This is a genomic window from Rhodospirillum sp. A1_3_36 (assembly GCF_047263945.1).
Lineage (GTDB): Bacteria > Pseudomonadota > Alphaproteobacteria > Rhodospirillales > Rhodospirillaceae > Rhodospirillum.
Map to the genome: position 1 here is coordinate 197,975 of NZ_JBLAVB010000004.1, position 21,695 is coordinate 219,669.

Sequence of the window (21,695 nt, forward strand, 5' to 3'; positions counted from 1 at the left end):
AGGGCCGTCTCTTCCCTCCCCACAGGCTTTCGCGAGGTTTTGCCCATGACCGCTTCCCCGCCCCTTCGCGTCACGGCAACGCCCGCCGCCCTTGCGCTCATCGAAACCCTTGTGGCCGAAACCGGCCCGATTCTGTTTCACCAGTCCGGGGGCTGCTGTGACGGCTCCTCACCCATGTGCTATCCCCGGGATGACCTGATCATCGGCGACCAGGACGTGTTCCTGGGAGAGATCGGCGGCCACCCCTTCTACATCGGTCGCGCCCAGTTCGAGTATTGGCGGCACACCCAACTGATCATCGATGTGGTAGAAGGCCGGGGTGGCATGTTCTCCCTGGAGAACAGCCGAGGCGTCCGCTTCCTCACCCGCTCCCGAATTTTCACCGACGCCGAGAGTGCAGCCCTGGAAGCCCAGGACGCCCCCTAATCCTCACCGCCCATTCAAACGGACATAGGCTCCCGGCGTCACACCCAAGGCCGCGCGGAACATCGCGATGAAGGCACTGGTCGAGTCATAGCCCAGGTCCAGGGCAACCTCTGTCACCGACGCCCCCGCCCCCAAACGCTCCAGGGCCGCAAGCAGCCGGAGCCGCTGCCGCCATTGGCCGAAGGTCAGGCCACAGTCCCGTTGGAACAGCCGGGCGAGCGTCCGGGCCGAAGCGCCCGCCTCACCCGCCCAAACCTCCAAGGGACGGTTGTCCGCCGGGTCCGCCTCCAGTCCCCGCGCCACGGCCAGGGCGCGACCGTCCTTGGGCCACGGCAGGTTCAAGGGCACCTCCTCCAAACAGGCCAGTCGGTCCAGGATCACATGCGCCAAGCGACCATCCGGCCCGTCCTCGTCGTATTCCTCCGGTAGGTGGCCGAATTCCAAGATCAATTCACGGACCAGGGGAGGGATAGCCACCACCCGGCACTGCTCTGGCAATCCCCAGCGGCAGGCCGCCGCGCTGGTGATGTAGAGGCTGCGGTTCCGTCCTCCTTTGGGGGCGCGCACCTGATGCACCACCCCCGCCGGAACCCAGACGGCCCGGTCCGGGGGAACTACCCAGGTCTCCTCTTCCGTTTCAACGGAAATCACCCCGCTTTCGGAATAGACCAATTGCCACCACTCATGGGAGTGGGGGTGGATATGGGTCCCATGCGCCCAATCCACCACCCGAGTGAGGATGTCCCGTCGAGGCGTCGGAAAGTGACGCGTCACGTCAGCACCGGGTGCCAGTCCCGCCTCCAGGTCCTCGACGATGTCCGTTTTCCGATATCCATTGTCCATATGCCGTGAGACAGGCGAAAAAGATCACCTTATTTTAAGCGCAACTCGTTCGCAATCTTCCTGTTTGGAGGTCGTCATGGCCCGCCTTTCCCCCTTTACTTTTCTGAGTCGCTTTCGGGAAGGACTGGATCCCCGGGGTCCCGAGGCCTTCCTGCTGCTGTCTGCGGCGGCCATGCCGGTGGCTTTTTCAACTTGGCAAGCCCTCCTCAACAACTTTGCCATCGAACGGGCCGCCTTCACCGGCGAAAACATGGGTCTGCTTCAATCCATCCGTGAAATCCCGGGCTTTCTGGCCTTTAGCGTCGTCTTCGTGCTGCTGCTCTGTCGAGAACAGACCCTGCTCCTGACCAGCCTCTGCCTTCTGGGGGTGGGCACCGCCATCACGGGTCTGTTCCCCTCCGTCCTCGGGCTCTACCTGACGACGGTGCTGATGAGCATCGGTTTCCACTACCAAGAGACGCTCCAACAGTCCCTGACCCTGCAATGGATCGGCAAGGAGAGGGCAGCCGCAGCCATGGGCAAGCAGATCGCGGCGCGGGCAACCTCGGGCATCGCGGCCTTCGCCGTGGTTTGGTTAATGCTGGAAGTCCTCAAGGTGGACTACGCCTGGGTCTATGCCTTCGGTGGTGGCTTGACCGTTGTTTTCGCCCTGGTCGCCTGGCGGGTCTTCCCCCGCTTTCCCCAGGCGACGGTGCAGAACAAGCGGCTGTTCCTGCGCAAGCGGTATTGGCTCTATTACGCCCTGGTTTTCATGGGCGGTGCCCGCCGCCAGATCTTCACGGTCTTCGCCGGATTCATGATGGTGGAGAAGTTCGGCTTCTCTGCGTCCGAGATCACCCTGCTGTTCGTGGTCAACCAAGTGATCAACATGCTGTTCGCCGGCAAGATCGGCAAGGCCATCGGCCATTGGGGCGAGCGCAAGGCCTTGACCTTTGAATATACAGGCCTGATCGGCATCTTCCTGGCCTATGCGGTGGTGGACAATTCCTGGGTGGCGGGCGGTCTCTATGTGGTCGACCACCTGCTGTTCGCCATGGCCATCGCCATCCGCGCCTATTTCCAGAAGATCGCCTCGCCAGAGGATATCGCCTCCTCCTCCGGCATGAGCTTCACCATCAATCACATCGCCGCAGTGATCATCCCGGCGCTCTTCGGCATCATCTGGCTGACCAATCCCAGCGCGGTCTTCCTGACGGGTGCGGGCATGGCCTGCCTCTCCCTGGTTCTGGCCCGGCTGGTGCCCAACCATCCAGAACCGGGGCGGGAAACGGTTTTGATCCGCCCCATTCCTGCCACCGCCCCCGCACCTGCTGGGGAGTGACGCGACCGGAGGGGGCCAGTCACGGCGCTTCGCCCCGTCCCCCACTGGGGCCGAAAGGCCCCAGACCCCAGGCACTTAGAGTGAAACTGGAAATGGTATACCAAGGTGCGGTGAGTTTGCCTCACCGCACCTTGGAAGCGGCCAAGTGGCCGCCGCGCCTTATGGCGCGCAAAAGCCCGCCTGGCGTTTGAACGCAAGAAAAGCGGCGTGGCTTTCAACCCGCGCCGCTTGGTATGAGAGGCGCTGCGAGGCCAAGTTGGTCCGCGACTGCGGCCCAACGTGATCTCAGACGACTCTCGTTTTAGAAAAAGTCGGCCTCAGAAGAACAGCGTCAGCCGCGCTTGGGCCGAGAGGTTCCCGCGCCTGGTGTCCGGGCCGTCGGTGAGCGCGACACCAAGAAAGGCGCCCGCCTGGAGGCGATTGGACAGAGCATAGTCCAGCCCCCCGCCGACCCCCAGAAGGGTGGCGTTGGCGTCGACTGTGGCTTTATCCACATTGAATTTATGGCCATAACTCAGGTCTAGAAAGGCGTAGGGGGACAGGACATCGCGGATGGCCCCCACTCCGGGCAGATCCGTCACACCGGCCAGGGCCAAAGGTGAGAAGGTCGGCGCCCTCAGTTCATCGCGCAGAACAAAACCCGTGTCGAAGGACCCATCGTCCAGACTAAAACCTCGGGTCGCGTAATACCCGCCAAGGCTCATCTGCTCGGTATCGGGCAGAGCCTGTCCCGCGATCTGGGCCTGACCGTCGGTTTTCAAAGTGAACCCGCTTGGCCCACCAAACCGATCGAGGGGCGTGGACCGTTTCACCGCACCAAAGCCATAGGCGTATTGTGCGCTTGTCACGCGGCCATTGGAATAGGTGCTCCAGGCGGCGTCCGTGTTGTCCTTGAGGAGCCCACCCGGGTTGCCGACCACCCGAAGGTCGATTTCCGTCGATCCGCCAGTGCCATCGGTCCATCGGCCGGACCACCCCAGACTGAGGTCAAAGACCTGGGCGGATCCCTTGGCCACAGTGGTCCCAAGATAATCCGTTTCCCGCTGCAACCATTTGGGCGCGACCCCGATACGAACATCCCCCCATCCAGCCCGATCGGGAAAAATATTGGACAGGGCCGACCGATAGGCCACGGGCAATTCGAAAGCCGTATTTTTAAAGGTGAACAGGCCGTCGAAAGCATCCTGGCTGGTCGCAACGAAACTGGGGCTGATTTCGATGGCTTGGCGATCGAAGGTCGGCAGGGTGATCCGCCCGGCGTGACTCAGATAGGATGGCCTGTCGTCGTCCGGCAGGGTGATGGAAGCCGGATCGATAAAGACATCGCCGCTTGCCGTCATCTGATAGGACAGGGTCAGGTCGTTCAACGCCTCGACGCCAACCAGCGCGCCCAGGAAATACCGATTCTGGTCCGTCGTCTTGGTTCCGGTGTTGGACCATCCGGCAAAGGCGGAAACGGGCATCTCGCGGCTCACATCCAGGGTCAGATCAGATAACCCAGGCTGGGACCCCGGCTCGAAGACACCGTCCACCCGACGGAAGGGAAAACGGTTGAGCCACTCCAGATCCTCGGCGATCTGATTGGCGTCGATGGGCGCCCCTGCGGGGACGCGCACCCGACCAGTCAGGGAGGCGTCAGACGCGGACATCGGGGATTTGCCGTTCCCTTCAACCCGGACCTCTCCGGTACGAAAGTGTACCAGACGCAGACGCACAACGCCCGAAGTGATGTCCTGGGGCGGTGTCGTAACAGAGAGGAAGGGACGGCCGGCCCGACGGTAGACCTTGGACACGGCGGCCTCAATCTCGGACAGCACTTGCCGTGACAGGGGTCCGCCAAGGAAGGGGCTAACCGCCTCGGTCAGCTCGGCGACCGCGACATGGGGCTCACCAGACAGGGTGACCCCCATGGGCGGGCTATCGCCGATCGGAACATCCAGGCCGATGAGGAAGCGGACCCCCGATAGGGTGACACCCAAGGGGGTGGCGTCTTCACCGGTGATGTCCGGCATCTCCCCCAAATGAAGACCGCCGCCGGTATCCTGGGCGGCCGGTGGTGGCGACCGTTCAAGGGCAGTTTGGGCCCAGGCAGACGAAAGAGGAAGAAGACCGAGGCCCAGAAGAAACAGCCAAAGGGAGGAGGTACGACCGGGACCCATCATTGATCGGCTTCCTTGAAGCGAAGAAAAGCACCGACCTGCCGGTTTTCGACGGGAGGCTGGGTGTTAAATTCGGACGGAATGAAGCCCGCCGGTGTGGGAACCGGAGAAGACCCGCCCGCCGAAGGCACGCCGAAGGAACCACCCCCCGATCCCAGCCCCACCCCCTCGGTGAAAACGAGACCCGCTTCGGATGCTCTGATAGGCGGCGAAGAAAGGGCCAATGTGGGGGTCGTCAATGCGGGTGTCGGTGTGGGCGTTCCTGTGGATGTCGGTGCTGGTGAGGGCGTCGACCCTGGTGTGGGGGTCGGTGTCGGCTCCGGTGTGGGGGTCGGTGTCGGCTCCGGTGTGGGTGTGGCTGTCGGCCCCGGTGTGGGTGTGGCTGTCGGCCCCGGTGTGGGGGTCGGTGTCGGCTCCGGTGTGGGGGTCGGTGTGGGGGTCGGTGTGGGCGTTGGTGTGGGCGTTGGTGTGGGCGCCGACACAGAGGCCGTACCATACAAAACGCGATAGACCCTCCCTAAGGCGCTGGTCTTGGTGCCGTTGACCGTGGTCAGGGTCGGGGTCTGCGTTCCTCCGGTCAGGGGAGTGGAGGTGGTCACCGTTTGCCCCGTGACGTCCAAGCTATCGCCAACGGCCCCAAAGACATAGGATCCCGGCCCCCCTGCGGACGTGGTTACAGCGGTGACCTGCGCCGTGGACGTCCCCGCAGTGCCACTGGCCGTGAAGGTCTTGACCCAGAGGATTGGAGCCAGGGCATAGAGTTCGGGATAATACCCCGCGCTCGATGGCGCCCAAGCGGTATCAAAGTCCCATCCTGTAGCCGCCGTCTTGAAGGTGGTGCCGTCCTGGAACTGGGTCGTCGTCAGCCCCGCAACCCCCGTCGTGCTGCCCGTTCCGACCCCCGTCGTGAGACCGCTGGTCGTCTTGTCCCAGAAGGATGCCGTAACCGTGCCCTCTCTGTTTCCGACCAATCCTCCAACCGAGGCCTCGTTGCCGGTCGCTGTCCCCGTGGCATAGACGTTCGTCAGATTCCCCCCACTGCCGTTCCACCCGACGAACCCTCCGACGGCGTCATTGCCCTGCACCCCACCGGTCGCATAGGCGTTCGTGACGGTGCCAGCGTTCCAGCCGGCAAATCCACCGACATAATGGGCGCTACTGACACCTCCAGTCGCATAAGCGTTGGTAATCGAAGCCCGATTGCCTCCGACAAGTCCACCGACGGCAACGACTGTGCCTGCAGTCCCCCCCCCTGAAACGGTTCCGGTGGCATAGACGTTATTGATATCACCGCTCAAACTGTATCCGACAAGCCCTCCGAGATAATCATTCGTCCCTATCACGGAACCGGTTGCATAGGCGTTACTGATATTGCCACTGCTGTACCCAACGAGTCCCCCGACATAGCCCGCCCCATTCACCATAGCGGCTGAATGGGCATTATTGATCGCGCCACCGGTAAAGTTCCCGATCACCCCCCCGACGTATTGCAAGCTCCCTTCGACGGATCCAGAGAAAGAGACGTTTTCGATTGACCCTCCTCCACTTCCGAAGAGACCACCGACGGAACCGACCCCTTTTACCTGAGCGGTCGCATGAACGTTTTTGACCACCCCATAGGAACTTCCCACGACCGCACCGACAGAGCCACCTCCCGTTACAATCCCACCGACGAGCCTGAAGTCGCGGAGAACCGAAGTACTGCCTCCCGCTCCAAACACACCAACTCCATAGGTCGATGGGGCATCAATCCACAGATTAGAGAGTGTGTGCCCGAGCCCGGCAAAGGTTCCATTGAGAGTGGTCGGGACGAGGGCGTTGGTATATTTGGTCCCTGTCGCATCCAAATCCACCGCCAAGGCATGATGCCCTGATGCGGCGGGATAGACTTTACTTTGAAAGTCCGCCATAGAGTGGACCAGGGTGTAGGCGACCAATCCACCCGTGGGGCCGATTTGCAGGGTCGCATTCGCACCCGACAGGGTAACCGAAGCCCCGCTGCCGATGCTGTAGTCCTTGCCCACCCCATATTCCAGCACCAACCCGGCATTGGCGCCCGTCGCCGTGAGACCGGCATTGAGGACAATATCCCCACCGGCCTGGAGGGTCAGGGTCGTATCCTGATCCCAAGAGATCGCACTGGCCACCGTGAGGTTTCCGTCCTGGCTTCCCGTGGCCCCGGTCGATACCGTCACATTAGCCCCCGAGAGGGCCGTGGTCAGGGTAGAGACATTGAGTTTGCTATCGTCCCCGGTCGCCGTGGTGCCCGTCGTTCCGCTGTCAGCGTCGTTGGTGATGGTCAGGTTATGGGGATCGAGCAACAGGGTGCCCGTCTTCCCCTTCTCCGCCCGCAGATCCGTGACCCCCCGGTAGTCGAGGGCCGCCTTGCCCGACACCTCCGCCAAGCCTCCATCGCCGTCCCCTGCCCCTCGGGCGGAAATACGGCCCTCAAAGGAGGTCTTTTCATCGGACCAGACGACCACGTCACCGCCTGCCCCAACCGTGCCATCGGCGGTCAACCTGGCGCCAGCCGCCACCGTTGTGGTCTTGGCCCTCGCCACCGTCACAGCCAGTGTCTTGGTGCTGGCCTTCCCCCCACCCTGGTAATCGCCGCCCACCAGAATGGTACCACCTGACGTACCGCTGGCGTCGAGGAAGGCGGTATCGGTCAGAGCCACGGTCTCACCGGTGACAACCACAGCGCCGCCCGTGCCGTCCCCCTTCCTGGCCGTGAGGGTCCCCGCAACGGTGGTGCGTCCCCCCTCGCCCGACGTCAGAAAGAGTCGCCCCCCCTTCGTGGCCACGCCACTGGCATCGATGAGGCCGTCCGTATTGCCAGCAAGGGCGTAGACGTTGCCCCCATTGGCACGCAGCTCGGCGGTCGCCGCAGCAATGCGGCCTCTGTTCGTGGCCTCCGTATCCGCCCCACCGACCTTGACCAGCAACGTTCCGCCATTCACGGCGGTATCACTGATCAACACCTCATATCCGGCGCCTAAACCAACCGTCCCGTTGGGCGCGGACAGCTTGCCCCGATTTTCCACCGCCCGGCCGATGAGCATGACATCCCCCCCCAGCGACCCGATGGATCCCGCGTTGATCACCGTCGCCGTCGAAGATCCGGCAACCGTCATATCGCCGCCGTCCAGGAAATCGGCGTCTGGAACATCCAGGGTTGAGGCGACGAAAGAGCCGCCGGTGGAGATCTGGCCCGTGGGCCCAACGGCAATGCCCGCAGGATTGACCAGGTAGACCGACCCCGTCGCGTTGAGGGAGCCATCAAGGCGGGAGGGAACGTGCCCCGTTACCCGGTTTAAAGTGGCGCCGGAGCCGTTATTGAACTGGACGGTCTTACCCTGGCCGATGGAAAAGCTGTTCCATCCGACAATCCCCCGCGCGGACTTTTGATCAATGACCAGGGTGCTGCCAGAGGGGCTCCGGATAACCACATCGCCCGCGCGGACCTGGCCTCCCTCCGGCAGGCTTTGGGCACGGGCCGGTGATCCTCCCCCCAAAAGAAGCCAAAGCCCCGGCATGACCGCCAGACAGGCGAGCAGAGCGGTCCCCCGTTTCATACGCTGGCGAAAGCGGGGCTGACAGGCGGAAGGGAACAGGGAGCGGGCCATGCGGGGGCTCGTCGCGATCCGAGGGCAATGGACGCGGGTAAGACCCTGATGGCGAGGCCGGATCGGCCCATTGGATGGTTGTGTTGTCATCCCGGGAGTGTACCGGGGCACAAAACAGAGATCCTTGGCCGGGTGTCCAAAATCCTTTGTCCTGGCGTCTCCAGGGATTATGGGGATATCGAAAACCCCACCCAAGACCGCGACACAGGGGGGACGGAATTAGGTCCCGAGATCCCGGATCCAACTGGCGAATTCCGGCCCCGTGCTTTCTTCGAAACTGGCCAGCCGGTTTTCCCAGGTGGCTGCGTCCCTCGTCTCGATTCGGATCTGACTGGGAGAGGCACCGACCTGCTTGCGAAACGCCCGGCTGAACTGGGACTCGCTGGAAAACCCGCAGGCAAAGCCGATGGCCCCGACCCCCATGTGGTCGAACGTGGGGTCCATCAACAGACGCATGGCGCGGCGCATGCGGCGCTCCCCGACATACCGAGCAATGCCACCGTAGGGTGCGAAAATGCGGTAGATCTGGGATCTGGAGATATGAAACCTCTCCGCCAGACTGTCCGGCGTCAAAGGTTCCGCAAGGTGCTTGTCAATGAACCGGCAGATGGATTTCCCAAGCGCCGCCGAAACCTGGGGGGATGCCTCTTCCCCCGCAATGGGCCGGTTCAGCAGCAGCCCATTGCGTATAAGGTCGAGGGTGGCTCCCATCGCTCCGCGAGCCTGAACCGGTTCCATCATCGGAACATGGCGCCACAAGGCCAGGATATGCTCGCCAAGGAAGCGCACCATCGTGTTTTCAACAGAAAGCCGCTTGCCGTGAAGGGTTGAGAGCCGATCCGACAGGGGGGGATTCAGGTCACGGGGAAGGACCAAAGTGAGGTTTTGGAAGTCTGTGGTGGTCATGGCATGGGATTGGTCCAGGTCGATGACCAACATATCTCCAGAGGTGATCGTCTGGTCACCCTGGCAGATGCCTCCGCCCGCCAGAAACAGCTGGACCAGGATATGGTCCATACCGTCCCGGGCAACGCGACGCGCATCCCTTTGAAAGGTTTGCCCCTCGGACCGGGTGATCCCAAAAACGACGGTCCCCAGGTTACAGGCCTGGATCTGGGCATCGATCGCCTTCCCCTGTCCCTCCCCCGGTACAGACAGATCAAAGAGGACTCCCATATTCTCCCGCCAGGCATCATAGCGGTCCAGCGGGTCCAGCCGTGATGTGTCGAAATGGGTCATGGCGATGTCTGATGGGGACCTTTGCAGCCCTGTATCCATGCGGTGTCCCCCTCCTCCTGGACATCGGGAAGGCCAAGTGTAGGCCCCACGGGTTTGACCACTGTGACCGCCCCTGAACCAAGGTCATGTCACGCAGGATCAAATGATACCGTTATTCTCAGGTATCAGACAATGGAAACCAGCGCTCCGGCAGCAGTACTCCCCCATCCAGTCATCCCAAGCGATCCCAGGCCTGATCCGCAGCGACCCCCAGGGTCGCGAGGTCGGCAAGGAAGCGGTCCGGGTCACAAAACAGGCCCTGATGCTGGACACCCCGGTCCGCCCCGGGGTCCAGGATCTGGGCAACGCAGGCGGCCAGACAGGCGGCCGGCAGGTGGTCCGGGTCGCCGTGGGAGAGGGTCAGGGTTCCCTTGGTGGACCAGCCATCTCGGGATCCTTCTGCCTCCAGCGCCACCAGGATCCCCGTATGACGGCCCGGTTGAGTCAGGGCACGGGCCAGCAGGGCTTCAGACAGGCTCCGGGCACCGACTTTATCCAGGAGCTGGGCAATGGGGACGGCCCAATAATCGGCCCAGGGGCCAAAACCGCACAGGTAAAAGCCGCAGTCCTGGAGGACGGGCAGACGGTCGCGCAACCCTCGCAATTCCCCGAGGAACACCGGATAGCCCACCCGCCTGGCAAAGGGCTCGGGAAGGCGGAAGATCGGAAAATAGCGGGACTGGAGCCTGCTCCATCGCCGTTCCGACAGGGTTCTGGGATTGCCCTTACGGGCGAGCAACAAATGCTCCCGGACCCTGTCCACACCCACACTCGACAGATCCTCCCCCGCCGACAGGGCCAGGGCAACGGTCAGGCGCTCCACCCGGTCCATGCGGGCAGCGGCCCAACGCCCCATCAGGGCCGCCAGCCCGGGCCGGGCGCCACCATCCGTGATGAAGGTCAGATTGGCGTCAGCCACCCGGTTCGACAGCTCGGCCAAGCCTTTGAGCTTGAGCGGCAGACTGAATTGGGCGTCTAGGAAATGGGCCCCCACCCGCAGAGCCGCCTGAGCCAAGGCAACCGCAGGAATGGACTCTGGGCCGACGGTCAGCACCACCAGACGCGCCCCCTCCAAGGCATGGGCCGCCCCGTTGGCTGTGGACAGATCGGCTGTCACCAGCTCCGCCTCGGGCAAGCGATCGCGGAGCCGGTCCAAGGCGGCGGGGTCCCTGTCAATCACCCGGAGCGGTGCACCGGTCAGCTCCGAGATGAGACTCGCGGTTTGGCCCCCCAACCGTCCGGCCCCCACCAGGGCGATGGGCCGAGGGTCGAACAGGTCCTCACGCGGAGGCATGGCGGTCTCCCCCGCTTCGGTGTCCTGCGCCCTCATAACAGGTGCTGGCCCCCGGTGATGTAGACCTCCGTGCCGGTCACATAACCGAACTCCTCGGTGCAGAGGCGGAAAACGCAGGACGCCACGTCCTCGGGAACACCCATGCGGTCCAAGGGGATGCGGGGGATCAGGGCCTCATATTCCGGAGCGAGCATACCGGTCTTGATTTCCCCCGGTGCCACGGCGTTGACACGCACCCCCAGATTGGCGAATTCCGCCGCCATCTCGCGGGTCAAACCGGACAGGGCGGCCTTGCTGGTGGAATAGGCCGATCCGGCAAAGGGATGGACATAATGCCCGGCAATGGAGGTGATATTGACGATGGCCCCCTTGCTTTTGCCCAGGGGGGTGGCGAAGGCCCGGGCGAGCCGCAGGGGAGCGAAGAAATTCAGCTCGAACACCTCCCGCCACCGGTCGAGGGATCCATTCAGAACCCCCAACCGCTCCTTGAAAGAGGTTTTCGGGGAAACGCCGGCATTGTTGACCAAGGCATGGAGGGGATCCCCATCCAGGTGGTCGATGACCTGCTTGGTGAAGCCCTCAATGGCCGTGGGATCGGACAGGTCGACGGGAAAATGGGCGGTCCAGTTGCGGTCCAGCTTGCACTCCGCAGGCACATCGGCCCGGGCGCAGGTGATGACGCGCCAACCTTCTGCCAGGAAGCGCACGGCGGTGGCATGGCCGATACCCCGGCTGGCGCCGGTAATGACAACGGTTTTCATGGAAGACTTCGTCCCAGGGGCGAGAGGGTTGAACCGACAGGGCCTTCCTCTCAGGTAGCATCTTCGCGCCCCGTTTCAAAGGGGCCTTGCCCCGGCCGGTTTCAAAGGGGCCTTGCCCCGGGACGAACCCCGAGGCAATTTGTCCTCATGTGTGCACGCTATGACTTGACCAGTTCCACTATCCGCCTTGTCGAACGGTTCGGCCTGACCGTCCCGCCGGAAGTGATCCGAAAAGGCGAGGTGCGTCCGACAGACGCCGCGCCGATCATTGCGCCCGACCGCAAGGCCCGAATGTTCCGCTGGGGCCTGACGGTGGATTGGGATCCCAAACCTCTGATCAACGCCCGGGCCGAAAGCCTGGAGGAGAAAGCCACCTTCCGCCCCCTCCTCCCCTTCCGCTGTCTGGTGCCCGTGGACGGCTGGTATGAATGGCGCAAGGAGGGAGCAACCCGTTTCAAGACCCGCATCGCTCCGCCCGAGGACGGCCCCTTCGCCTTGGCGGGGCTGGCCGATCCAGACCGGGCACTGTTCACGGTGATCACCTGCGCCCCAGCCCCCAGCGTGGCCCCTGTGCATTCCCGGATGCCCGTCCTGCTCGCCGGACCGGAAGCCGAGGCCCGGTGGCTGGACATGAGTCTGGATTTCTCGGCGGCGGCCTTGGACCTGATGCCCTACAGGGGCGCCCTGAAGGTGGTAGAGGACCAGCCTTCACCGCCTCGGCAGGCATCCCTGTTCTGACAACCGTCTTGAATCCGACGCGAAGACCGGTCCCGAAACCGGGTTACGCAGCTTCAACCGGCTTCAACGCCTCTCGCGGAGGCCTCGACGCCAAAAAAGCGGCGGTGGCCCCCACAAAAAGCAGGGTGGCGACCGCCCCGAGAATACCCGCGAACCCCAAGGGGCGGAAGGCCCAGGCCAATTGGGGTCCCAGGCTGGCGCCCAGGAAAACGGCGAAGGCGTAAAGCGCCGTGGCCGCCCCGGCCCGGTCACGCGCCTGCATGCCAATGTTCTGAATCAGGGCCGGCGAAGCAAGCAGAAGCCCCGCAGCGAAAACCGACAATAACCCGGCCACCAATCCCACTCCCACTCCCTCTCCCACTCCCTCTCCCACTCCAACCAGGGCGATTCCCAAAGCCGCCGTCGCCGACGCAGCCAAGCCGCCGACCATGCGAACCCGCGAAGGAATCCGCCCCACCCAATGCGACGCCAGGGGCACGGCAAGCATGCCAGGCAGAGCCATGATTTTCAGGGCCAGAAGGCGCTCCGGATGTCCGGCCAACCCCGGCGGCCCAGCCAGCACCAAGGCGGTGAAAATGGCAACGAAGCCACTCAGCAGCGTCAACGCCGCAAAGTAGAATGCGAGGAACCGGGGCCGGGTCAAAAAACCGGGCAGGGACAGAAATACGTCCGCCAGACTCCCTCCCCGCGGTGAAGTCGACGCCGCCAGGCTCCGCCACAACAGAACAGAGAAACCGAGAATCAGAACACTACCGAGCAGAAAAACCGCTCGCCATCCCTGAACATCAGCCACCATCCGGGCGCCAACCTGCATGATGATCGCCGAGCTGAAAGCCGCCCCGATGATGACCGTATAGAACTGGGGGCGGCTCCTTTCCGGGATGCTCTCATTGACGTAGGACAGGAGCGGAGGAACCAGAAAAGCCGCGCCGATCCCTTGAATGCCCCTCGCCGCAATGAGACTCCCATAAGTGGGCGCCATTCCCACCAGAGCGGTGGCCAGCGCCGTCAAAAGCAGTCCGGGGACAATCACCCGGCGGGGACCATAGCGATCCGACAAGGGACCTGAGATCAGACTTCCGACAGCGTAGGGAAGGCCAAAAGCCGTCGAGGCCCAAAGCATGGCCGTGACCGGCTCGCCAAAGGACCGGGCCAAGTCCTCAAACAAACCCAACACGGTGTACATCTGACCGACGATCACCGTACTGGCCAACGCCATCAGAACAAGTAGGGAAATGCGCTTTTCGGCATGGATGCCATTCATGGCGGAGACTCCCTGAAGCTCACTTTCCAGCCAACCATTTGGTTGGAAAGATAAGCGACTATCACGCCAACCAAATGGTTGGCAAGGCTGGTGTTTGCGGAAAAGCCCTGTTAAAGGATCTTCTTTCTGGAGTACCCCCTCCGGGATGAGGATCGATGAACCAGGGAAAAGGACCGACGGATGACTCGCGACCCAGACAGCACGCGGACTCGCCTTTTGGAGGCCGCAAGGGAGGAATTCAGCCGTGTCGGTCCCGCTGGCGCCCGGGTCAACCGCATCGCCGAACGGGCGGGGGTGAACAAGGAGCGCATCTACGGATACTTCCAAAGCAAGGAAAAGCTGTTCGAGGCGGTCCTGGCCGATACCCTGCGCGGCCACGCCGACGCCGTTGGCCCGCCCACGGCGGAGATCGGGGCCTATATGGAACGCCTATACGACGCCCATCCGAGGGACCCCGGCCTCCTGCGCCTGCTCCTTTGGGAAGGACTTGGCTTCGAGGCACCGGATCACATACCGGCGGAAGCGGAAAGACGTGCCCTCTACGGCAAAAAACTGGACCTGTTTTCCAGGGCCATGGGGCGACCCGCCAACCGGGAGACTGCGGCCCTACTCTTTACACTCATTGGGATCGCGGCCTGGCCCGCAGCGGTTCCTCAGTTGGCTGATCTGATGCTGGGATCCGCCGCGGATGAGGACAGCGCGCCCTTCGACATGCGGGCTTTTCTGGCGCGCCTTGCCCCCCGTCTGATCCAGGACAGCTCTTCCGGTGAGGCCGACCCAACCCTTGACCTGCGCCCCCTCACGCCCGACGACAGGGGCCATGTGGCACGCATCTTCTTTTGCGCGGTCCATGAGGGAGCACGGGACCACTATACCTTCGAGCAACGACGTGTCTGGGGGGGAGAAACGGTGGATCCCGAAGCCTGGCGCGACCGCCTGGAGGAGGGGATGGGCTTCCTGGCCGAACGGAACGGCGAGCCTGTGGGGTTCATGACGGTGGACGAGACGGGCCTCGTCGACCTGGCCTTTGTTCTGCCGTCCATGGCCGGGCAGGGAATCGGCACGCGGCTTTACTGGGCCGTCGAGGACCAAGCCCGCGCCCTTGGCATTCAAATCCTGACCACCGAAGCCAGCAAGGTATCCAAACCCTTCTTCGAGCGCCAAGGCTGGGAGGTTGTCACGGAGCAAAGCGTCGAAAGGGAGGGTGTCTTTCTCACGAACTACAAAATGCAAAAACCGCTGTAACAGCCTCGCGGGGTCCGGGGAGGCCGCGCCTCCCCGGCGGGGTTCGGGGCGGAGCCCCGAGTTATACCAAGCGACGCGGGTTGAAACCCACGCCGCTTTTCTTGCGTTCAAACGCCAGGCGGGCTTTTACCCGCCATAAGGCGCGGCGGCCACTTGGCCGCTTCCAAGGTGCGGTGAGTCAAACTCACCGCACCTGGGTATTAGTTAAACGCACAACCCGGTTTGATACCGACTTTCTTCAGGATGATCGCCAACGGACAGAATCCAGTAAACGCGGCCTGGAGCATGTTCAACCCAACGAAGGCGGTGATCCAGAGCACCCAGGGTAGACCGGCGAAATGGGCAAGCGCGAGGGTAACCAGGATGACGATCCCGGCGAAGGCGAAAACGACACGGTCGATGGACATGCGCAGACTCCAATGCATGCGGGGCGGAGGATCCCTTCCCCCGCCCGGTGGGTTTATTCGGCAGGGATCTTCAGCTTGTCTTTCAACTTGACGATCCCCAGGGTTTTCAGGACGTAGCGCTCATAGATAGGTTCCGAGACGCCCTTTTTGATCTTGCGAATGAAGTACTTCTCGAAGGCCACCTTGGCCAGATGGACCCATTTGCCTTCGCCGAACCAATTGGTGTTCCGGGGCGGAATCTGCGGCAAGGCAACAAAGGCCGCGCCCCCATCGCCGAAGTCGGCGAGGCAGATCGCATTCCACGTGGCTTCGCGGTCCGGCTCCTGCCCATCAATCAGCGAACGGATATTATGCGCCGTGGCGGTCACCATGGACTCGATCATATAGCCGGTCTTGGGTGTGCCGACGGGAACGGGGGTGGCCTCCACCGGTGGGATGGCAACGCAGACGCCGACCGAGAACACATTCTTGTGGTTGGGGTTGCGCTGGTGCTTGTCAGCCAGAATGAAACCCCGGGGGTTCACCAATCCCTCCACGTCGCGCACGGCGTCGATGCCCCGGAAGGCGGGCAGCATCATGGAATGCTTGAAGGGCAGTTCGTGGCGCTTCTTCTCCTTGCCGTCCTCGTCGCATTCGATGACGTGCATCAGGCCGTCCTCGACCTTTTCCACCTTGGCGTTGCAGATCCATTTGATGTGGCGACTGCGCATGATGGACTCAATCATGCCTTTTGAATCCCCGACGCCGCCCAGGCCCAGATGGCCAATGTAGGGTTCGGGTGTCACGTAGGTCATGGGTACTTGGTCCCGGATTTTCCGCTTGCGCAGGTCCGCATCCATGATCATGGCGAATTCGTAGGCCGGACCGAAGCAGGAGGCCCCCTGGACTGCGCCGACGACCACCGGGCCGGGATCAGCGCAAAAGGCCTCCCAGGCTTCGGCCGATTTGGCCGCATGGTCAACATGGCAGACGGACTGGGTGAAGCCGCCATGGGGTCCCAAACCAGGTACCTCGTCGAAAGCCAGTTGGGGACCGGTGGCAATCACCAGATAGTCGTAAGTCATGCTGGACCCATCGCCCAGTTCCACCCGATTCTCCGTGGGATAGACCCGTTTGACGCCCAGGGAAGAGAAACCAATCTTCTTGCGCTTCAGATATTTTTCCACGTCGATCTCGATATCGTCGCGGCTGCGCCAATTGACCGCCACCCAGGGGTTGGACGGCACGAAATGAAATGTTGGACTGTTCGATATCACCGTAACGGTATCTTCCGGGCGCAGCTCTTCCCGGACTTCATAGGCCATCGGCATGCCACCGATGCCTGCGCCAATGATCACCACATGGGCCATGACCCATTTCCTCCCTTAGACGGTTTTCACCTGTTCCACCATTGTTGATTGGATCTCCGGGGCCTGTTCCCCCGGTGATCCTTGGCCTTGGTCCGAACCGGCGGCTTCCAGGTCCGCTTTCGATCCGGGGCAATACAGACCGGCCAGGACCTCGACGATCCTTTGGGCCTCTTCATTGGCAAGGGCATAGTGAATAAAATGCGCTTCCCTGCGGGTGGTCACGATCCCTTCCTTGCGGAGGCGCGCCAGATGCTGAGACAGGGCCGATTGGCTTAATCCCACCACCTTTTCCAGTTCCCCAACGGTCCGTTCACCGCTCGCCAATTCACAGACAATCATCAGACGGCGATCATGACCGAGCGCCTTAAGAAGGGCGGCCGCCTTTCCAGCGACCCGATGAAGTTCCGTGACTTTCATGGTTGCTAATTTAGTATTTACTTATATTATATGTCAATGACGTTTATTCGAAGAACCTGATGTAACGGGTTCGAGACATACGAGGGGAGACAGCCGTGACCAACGCGACAAGAAACAAGGGACTGACGGGAGACGCCCGGATCGCGTTCATGGGCGTGATGGTTCCGACGCTGTTTGGCGCACTTTTGCTAGCCGGAACGGCATTCGCGACCCTATCCACCTCGGCTTGGTCGGCGGAGACGGCGTCCGGTCCCCTAACCGTGGAGCGGGTCACCCTGCCCGACCGCAAAGCGGTTTTCGCCACGGTGGAAAGCACCGATATCCTCCTGGCCCGGGCGCGGATTGGCGGCACGGTGGGCGAGCTCTCCGTGGACGAAGGCGACTCGGTCACGGCAGAGCAGAAGCTCGCCGTGGTGGGGGACCAGAAGCTGATCCTGCAAATGCAGGGCGTGGACGCGCGCATGCGCTCCATGACGGCGGAACTGGATCAGGCCCAAGTGGACCTGGGCCGGACCAGCAAGCTGCGCAAGCAGGGGGTCGTGGCCCAGGCCCAGTTGGATGCGGCGGACACCCGGGTCCAAGTGCTGAAACAGAATCTGGAAGCCCTGGACAAGGAACGCGCCGTACTGGCCCAGCAGGTGGCGGAGGGCGCCATCCTCTCCCCCGGCGCGGGTCGGGTGCTGGAGGTGACGGCCACGGACGGCGCGGTGATCATGGCCGGAGAGTCCATCGCCACCATCGCCAGTGACACCTACATCCTGCGCATGCGGCTGCCCGAGCGCCATGCCCGTTTCATCAAGGTCGGCGACAGCGTAGAGGTTGGCCCCCGGGGCCTGGGCGCGTCGGAAACCGGCGGTTGGACCAAGGGTCGCGTGGTCCAGGTCTATCCCAAGCTGGACGCGGGCCGGGTGGTCGCCGATGTGGAAGTCGCCGGTCTGGGCGACTACTTCGTGGGCGAGCGCACCCTGGTCCATGTGGCCACCGGCGCCCGGGAAACCATCCTGGTCCCCGCCGCCTACCTGGAGAACCGCCACGGCCTGACCTACGCCACCCTGCAGAACGGGACCCCGGTGGTGGTGCAGACCGGCCCGGCCCGGCCCGACGGGGTGGAGGTCCTGTCCGGTCTCCAGGCCGGTGATGTGCTCGTCCCGCCCGGCACCATCCAGACGGCGACCGCTCCGGCTGAGGCGGGAGAGGCTCCCCTGCCGAAGGCGGGAGAGATCCAATGAAACTCGGGATCTCCGGAAGCATCACCAAAGCCTTCATCAACGCCCCCCTGACTCCCTTGCTCCTTCTGGCCTCCTTGGCTGTCGGGTTAATCGCCCTCTCGGCCCTGCCGCGCGAGGAGGAGCCGCAGATCTCCGTGCCGATGGTGGACATCATGGTCAGCGCCAACGGCCTGAAGGCCGTGGACGCGGTGGAGCTGGTGACCAAGCCGCTCGAAGACATCGTCAAGGGCATCGACAATGTGGAGCATGTCTACTCCCAAACCGTCGACGACCATGTGACCGTCACGGCCCGCTTCGACGTGGGCACGGACGAGGACGTGGCCATGCTGCGTGTCCATGACACCATCCGCGCCAATATCGACGCCCTGCCCATTGGCATCCCCGAACCGCTGATCGTCGGGCGGGGGATCAATGACGTGCCCATTCTCGTCCTCACCCTCTATGGCGAAGGGCCGGACGCGGACCGTTGGGACCAAAACACCCTCCATGGGGTGGCCGACGAACTGCTGCCCGAGCTGATCAAGGTGGACAACATCGGCCTGACCTTCCTGGTCGGGGGCGCCCCGGACCAGATCCGCGTGGAGCCCGATCCGGAGCGGCTTGCGGCCATGGGGATCACCCTCAACCAGCTTGTCGACAAGATCGAAAACGCCAACCGCTCCTATATGATCGGACGGCTGCGCCAGAACAACGCCTCCATCCCCGTCGTGGCGGGCCAAACCCTGGAGGGGGTGCCCGATATCGGCCTGTTGCTGATCACCGCCGTGGATGGCCGTCCGGTCTATGTGAAGGACGTGGCCACCGTGATCGTCGGCGCCCAGCCCGTGGAAAGCCGGGTCTGGCAGGTGAGCAAGGACGAGGCCGGAACGGAAGGAAAGACAGACGCTGGCCCCAAGGTCCGCCCCGCCGTTTCCATCGCCCTGGCCAAGCGCAAGGGTGCCAACGCGGTCGACGTGGCCGACGCGGTGCTGGCCCGGCTGGACACCCTGCGCGGCGACCTGATCCCCCCCGGTGTCGCGGTGGAAGTCACCCGGAACTATGGCGAAACCGCCCTGGAGAAAGCCAACGAACTGCTGTTTCACCTGGGCCTTGCGACGGTGTCCATCGTTATCCTGATCACCTTCGCCATCGGCTGGCGGGAGGGGATCGTGGTGGCCGTGGTCATCCCGACCACCATCCTGTTGACCCTCTTTGCCAGTTGGCTGATGGGCTACACCATCAACCGGGTGAGCCTGTTCGCGTTGATTTTCTCCATCGGCATCCTGGTGGATGACGCCATTGTCATCGTCGAGAACATCGCCCGCCATTGGGGCATGAAGGATGATCGCACGGTTCTACAGAAAGCCATTGAGGGCGTGGCCGAGGTGGGCAACCCCACCATCATCGCCACCCTGACCATCGTTGCGGCCCTGCTGCCCATGATGTTCGTCTCTGGCCTGATGGGTCCCTATATGAGCCCCATTCCGGCCAATGCCTCGGCAGCGATGATCTTTTCCTTCTTTGTCGCGGTGATCCTGACGCCCTGGCTGCTCTACCGGGTTTCGGGCCGCAAGATCGAGCGCGATCTCGCTGCCGGGACTCCCCCAAGCCATTCCGAGCACGAAGGCCGCATGGGGGCCTTCTACCGCAGGATCGCCACCCCCCTGCTGACGGGGCGGACACGCTCCAAGGTCTTCCTTCTGACCGTGGGCGTTGCCACCATTGCGGTCTGTGGCCTGTTCTACACCAAACATGTCACGGTGAAGCTTCTGCCCTTCGACAACAAGTCGGAGATGCAGGTCATCGCCGACCTGCCCGAGGGGACCTCGTTAGAGGAAACCGAACGGGTGCTGCTCGCCGCCGCCGCGCGGCTGGTGGAGCTGCCGGAGGTCACCGACATCCAGGCCCATGCGGGCACGGCGGGCCCCTTCAACTTCAATGGCCTGGTCCGCCACTACTACCTGCGGTCCAGTCCGGAAATGGGCGACCTGCAAATCAACCTCGCCCCCAAGGGCGAGCGGAACCGGGACAGCCACGACATCGCCCTGGACGCAAGGGCGCGTCTGTCGGGTCTCTCCCTGCCCGAAGGCACCAGCCTGAAGGTGGTGGAAGTCCCCCCCGGTCCCCCGGTGCTCGCAACCCTGCTGGCGGAGATCTACGGCCCGGATGCAAAAACCCGTCTGGCGGTGGCCGACAAGGTGAAGGAGATCTTCAAGGAGGTTCCCTTCATCGTCGACGTGGACGACAGCGCGGGTCAACCGAGCCAACGCCTGCGCATTGCCATCGACCAGGAAGCCCTGGAGTACCATGGGGTGGAACAGGAGGCTGTGCACGACACCATCCAGGCCCTTTTGGGTGGGGTGAGCGTCGGCTATTCCCACCGGGGCCATGGGGCCAACCCGGTGGAGATCGCCATCCGCCTGCCCAAGTCGGACCTGACCCCCGGCGAGCGCCTGCTCGCCACCCCCATCCCCGGGGCCAATGGCATCGTCGAACTGGGAGACGTGGTGAAGGTGTCCTATGAAGACAGCTCCCGCACCGTGTTCCGGCGCGACGGCCATTTCGCAGAGATGGTCATGGCCGATCTGGCCGGGGACTTCGAGGCGCCCATCTACGGCATGTTCGCCGTGGAGGACAAAATCGCGGCCCTGGACTGGGGCACCCTGGATGCGCCGAAAATTTCCTACCACGGCCAACCCCTGGACGAAAGCCACCCCACGCTGCTGTGGGATGGGGAATGGGAGATCACCTATGTGACCTTCCGGGACATGGGGGCGGCCTTCATGGTGGCGATCCTGGGCATCTACCTGCTGGTTGTCGGCCAGTTCGGCAGCTTCAAGGTGCCCCTGGTGATCCTGATCCCGGTGCCACTGACCTTGATCGGCATCGTTCTTGGCCATTGGATGTTCGGGGCCCCCTTCTCGGCAACCTCGATGATCGGGTTTATCGCGCTGGCGGGGATTATCGTGCGCAACTCGATCCTGCTGGTGGACTTCATCAACCATCGCCGCGCCCTGGGGGGAACTCTGCGCGAGGCCCTGTTGGATGCGGGGGCGATCCGCTTCAAGCCGATCTTTTTGACGGCAGTGGCAGCGATGATCGGCGCGGCCTTCATCCTGGCCGATCCGATTTTCCAGGGTTTGGCGATCTCCCTGGTTTTCGGACTGGCCTCGTCCACGGCACTCACCCTGTTGGTGATCCCAGCGATTTATGTGTGGCTGCGCGATGACGGAGAGGAGTGAGTCCCTCCTCTCTCTCCCTGGGCCAGGTCGACCAGACCCGGGGAGTCGGGTGGGCCTGGCGGTTAGAGTATCTTCCCGCGACCCTTTGCGGGTTTGGGCAGAGCCCAGAAACTGCGA

16 protein-coding genes are annotated in these 21,695 nt (G+C 63.1%); 6 read left to right on the forward strand and 10 right to left on the reverse strand.

Going from position 1 to position 21,695, the window contains the following annotated elements; all coding sequences use genetic code 11:
• The first annotated feature begins 45 nt into the window (after positions 1-45).
• Positions 46-426: a DUF779 domain-containing protein gene (locus ACLIRY_RS11305; RefSeq protein WP_413205492.1), complete on the forward strand. Its 381-nt coding sequence runs from the start codon at positions 46-48 to the stop codon at positions 424-426.
• 3 nt (positions 427-429) lie between these two features.
• On the opposite strand, the gene ACLIRY_RS11310 is transcribed toward ACLIRY_RS11305, so the two are convergent.
• Positions 430-1,269, reverse strand: coding sequence for an AraC family transcriptional regulator (locus tag ACLIRY_RS11310; RefSeq protein ID WP_413205493.1), 840 nt, complete (start codon positions 1,267-1,269; stop codon positions 430-432).
• Positions 1,270-1,345: 76 nt separating this feature from the next.
• On the opposite strand from ACLIRY_RS11310, the gene ACLIRY_RS11315 reads away from it, so the two are divergent.
• On the forward strand, positions 1,346-2,590 hold the full coding sequence (locus ACLIRY_RS11315; RefSeq protein ID WP_413205494.1) for an MFS transporter: 1,245 nt from the start codon (positions 1,346-1,348) through the stop codon (positions 2,588-2,590).
• A gap of 317 nt (positions 2,591-2,907) precedes the next feature.
• Here ACLIRY_RS11315 and ACLIRY_RS11320 read toward each other — a convergent pair whose 3' ends face one another.
• The 5 genes from ACLIRY_RS11320 to ACLIRY_RS11340 all read right to left on the reverse strand — a co-directional run bounded on the left by ACLIRY_RS11320 (position 2,908) and on the right by ACLIRY_RS11340 (position 11,708).
• Positions 2,908-4,752, reverse strand: coding sequence for a ShlB/FhaC/HecB family hemolysin secretion/activation protein (locus ACLIRY_RS11320; RefSeq protein WP_413205495.1), 1,845 nt, complete (start codon positions 4,750-4,752; stop codon positions 2,908-2,910).
• A complete protein-coding gene (locus ACLIRY_RS11325) occupies positions 4,749-8,375 on the reverse strand; it encodes a GLUG motif-containing protein (RefSeq protein WP_413205496.1) in 3,627 nt (1,208 codons plus the stop codon). The genes ACLIRY_RS11320 and ACLIRY_RS11325 overlap by 4 nt, the downstream gene beginning before the upstream one ends.
• Positions 8,376-8,594: 219 nt before the next feature.
• Positions 8,595-9,653: a helix-turn-helix domain-containing protein gene (locus ACLIRY_RS11330; protein WP_413205497.1), complete on the reverse strand. Its 1,059-nt coding sequence runs from the start codon at positions 9,651-9,653 to the stop codon at positions 8,595-8,597.
• Positions 9,654-9,825: 172 nt separating this feature from the next.
• Positions 9,826-10,947, reverse strand: a complete 1,122-nt coding sequence (locus ACLIRY_RS11335; protein WP_413205498.1) for a saccharopine dehydrogenase NADP-binding domain-containing protein — start codon at positions 10,945-10,947, stop codon at positions 9,826-9,828.
• Positions 10,948-10,979: 32 nt separating this feature from the next.
• Complete coding sequence (locus ACLIRY_RS11340; RefSeq protein WP_413205499.1) at positions 10,980-11,708, reverse strand: SDR family NAD(P)-dependent oxidoreductase; 729 nt, start codon at positions 11,706-11,708, stop codon at positions 10,980-10,982.
• 147 nt (positions 11,709-11,855) lie between these two features.
• On the opposite strand from ACLIRY_RS11340, the gene ACLIRY_RS11345 reads away from it, so the two are divergent.
• Positions 11,856-12,446: an SOS response-associated peptidase gene (locus ACLIRY_RS11345; RefSeq protein ID WP_413205500.1), complete on the forward strand. Its 591-nt coding sequence runs from the start codon at positions 11,856-11,858 to the stop codon at positions 12,444-12,446.
• 43 nt (positions 12,447-12,489) lie between these two features.
• On the opposite strand, the gene ACLIRY_RS11350 is transcribed toward ACLIRY_RS11345, so the two are convergent.
• The gene (locus tag ACLIRY_RS11350; protein WP_413205501.1) at positions 12,490-13,710 is read right to left on the reverse strand and encodes an MFS transporter; all 1,221 of its coding nucleotides are present in this window, start codon (positions 13,708-13,710) and stop codon (positions 12,490-12,492) included.
• A gap of 180 nt (positions 13,711-13,890) precedes the next feature.
• Between ACLIRY_RS11350 and ACLIRY_RS11355 the strand changes: the two genes are divergently transcribed.
• Positions 13,891-14,955, forward strand: coding sequence for a GNAT family N-acetyltransferase (locus tag ACLIRY_RS11355; protein ID WP_413205502.1), 1,065 nt, complete (start codon positions 13,891-13,893; stop codon positions 14,953-14,955).
• Positions 14,956-15,155: 200 nt separating this feature from the next.
• Here ACLIRY_RS11355 and ACLIRY_RS11360 read toward each other — a convergent pair whose 3' ends face one another.
• The 3 genes from ACLIRY_RS11360 to ACLIRY_RS11370 are packed head-to-tail and all read right to left on the reverse strand — an operon-like array spanning position 15,156 to position 17,128.
• Positions 15,156-15,362: a DUF2892 domain-containing protein gene (locus tag ACLIRY_RS11360; RefSeq protein WP_413205503.1), complete on the reverse strand. Its 207-nt coding sequence runs from the start codon at positions 15,360-15,362 to the stop codon at positions 15,156-15,158.
• Between the two features lie 53 nt (positions 15,363-15,415).
• Positions 15,416-16,711: an NAD(P)/FAD-dependent oxidoreductase gene (locus tag ACLIRY_RS11365; RefSeq protein ID WP_413205504.1), complete on the reverse strand. Its 1,296-nt coding sequence runs from the start codon at positions 16,709-16,711 to the stop codon at positions 15,416-15,418.
• 15 nt (positions 16,712-16,726) lie between these two features.
• Positions 16,727-17,128, reverse strand: a complete 402-nt coding sequence (locus ACLIRY_RS11370; protein ID WP_413205505.1) for an ArsR/SmtB family transcription factor — start codon at positions 17,126-17,128, stop codon at positions 16,727-16,729.
• A 95-nt stretch (positions 17,129-17,223) separates the two neighbouring features.
• Between ACLIRY_RS11370 and ACLIRY_RS11375 the strand changes: the two genes are divergently transcribed.
• Both ACLIRY_RS11375 and ACLIRY_RS11380 read left to right on the forward strand, forming a co-directional pair.
• Positions 17,224-18,357, forward strand: a complete 1,134-nt coding sequence (locus ACLIRY_RS11375) for an efflux RND transporter periplasmic adaptor subunit (protein WP_413205506.1) — start codon at positions 17,224-17,226, stop codon at positions 18,355-18,357.
• Positions 18,354-21,578 (forward strand): efflux RND transporter permease subunit, encoded by a 3,225-nt coding sequence (locus ACLIRY_RS11380; RefSeq protein WP_413205507.1) that lies wholly within the window; start codon positions 18,354-18,356, stop codon positions 21,576-21,578. The genes ACLIRY_RS11375 and ACLIRY_RS11380 overlap by 4 nt, the downstream gene beginning before the upstream one ends.
• Positions 21,579-21,695 lie beyond the last annotated feature (117 nt).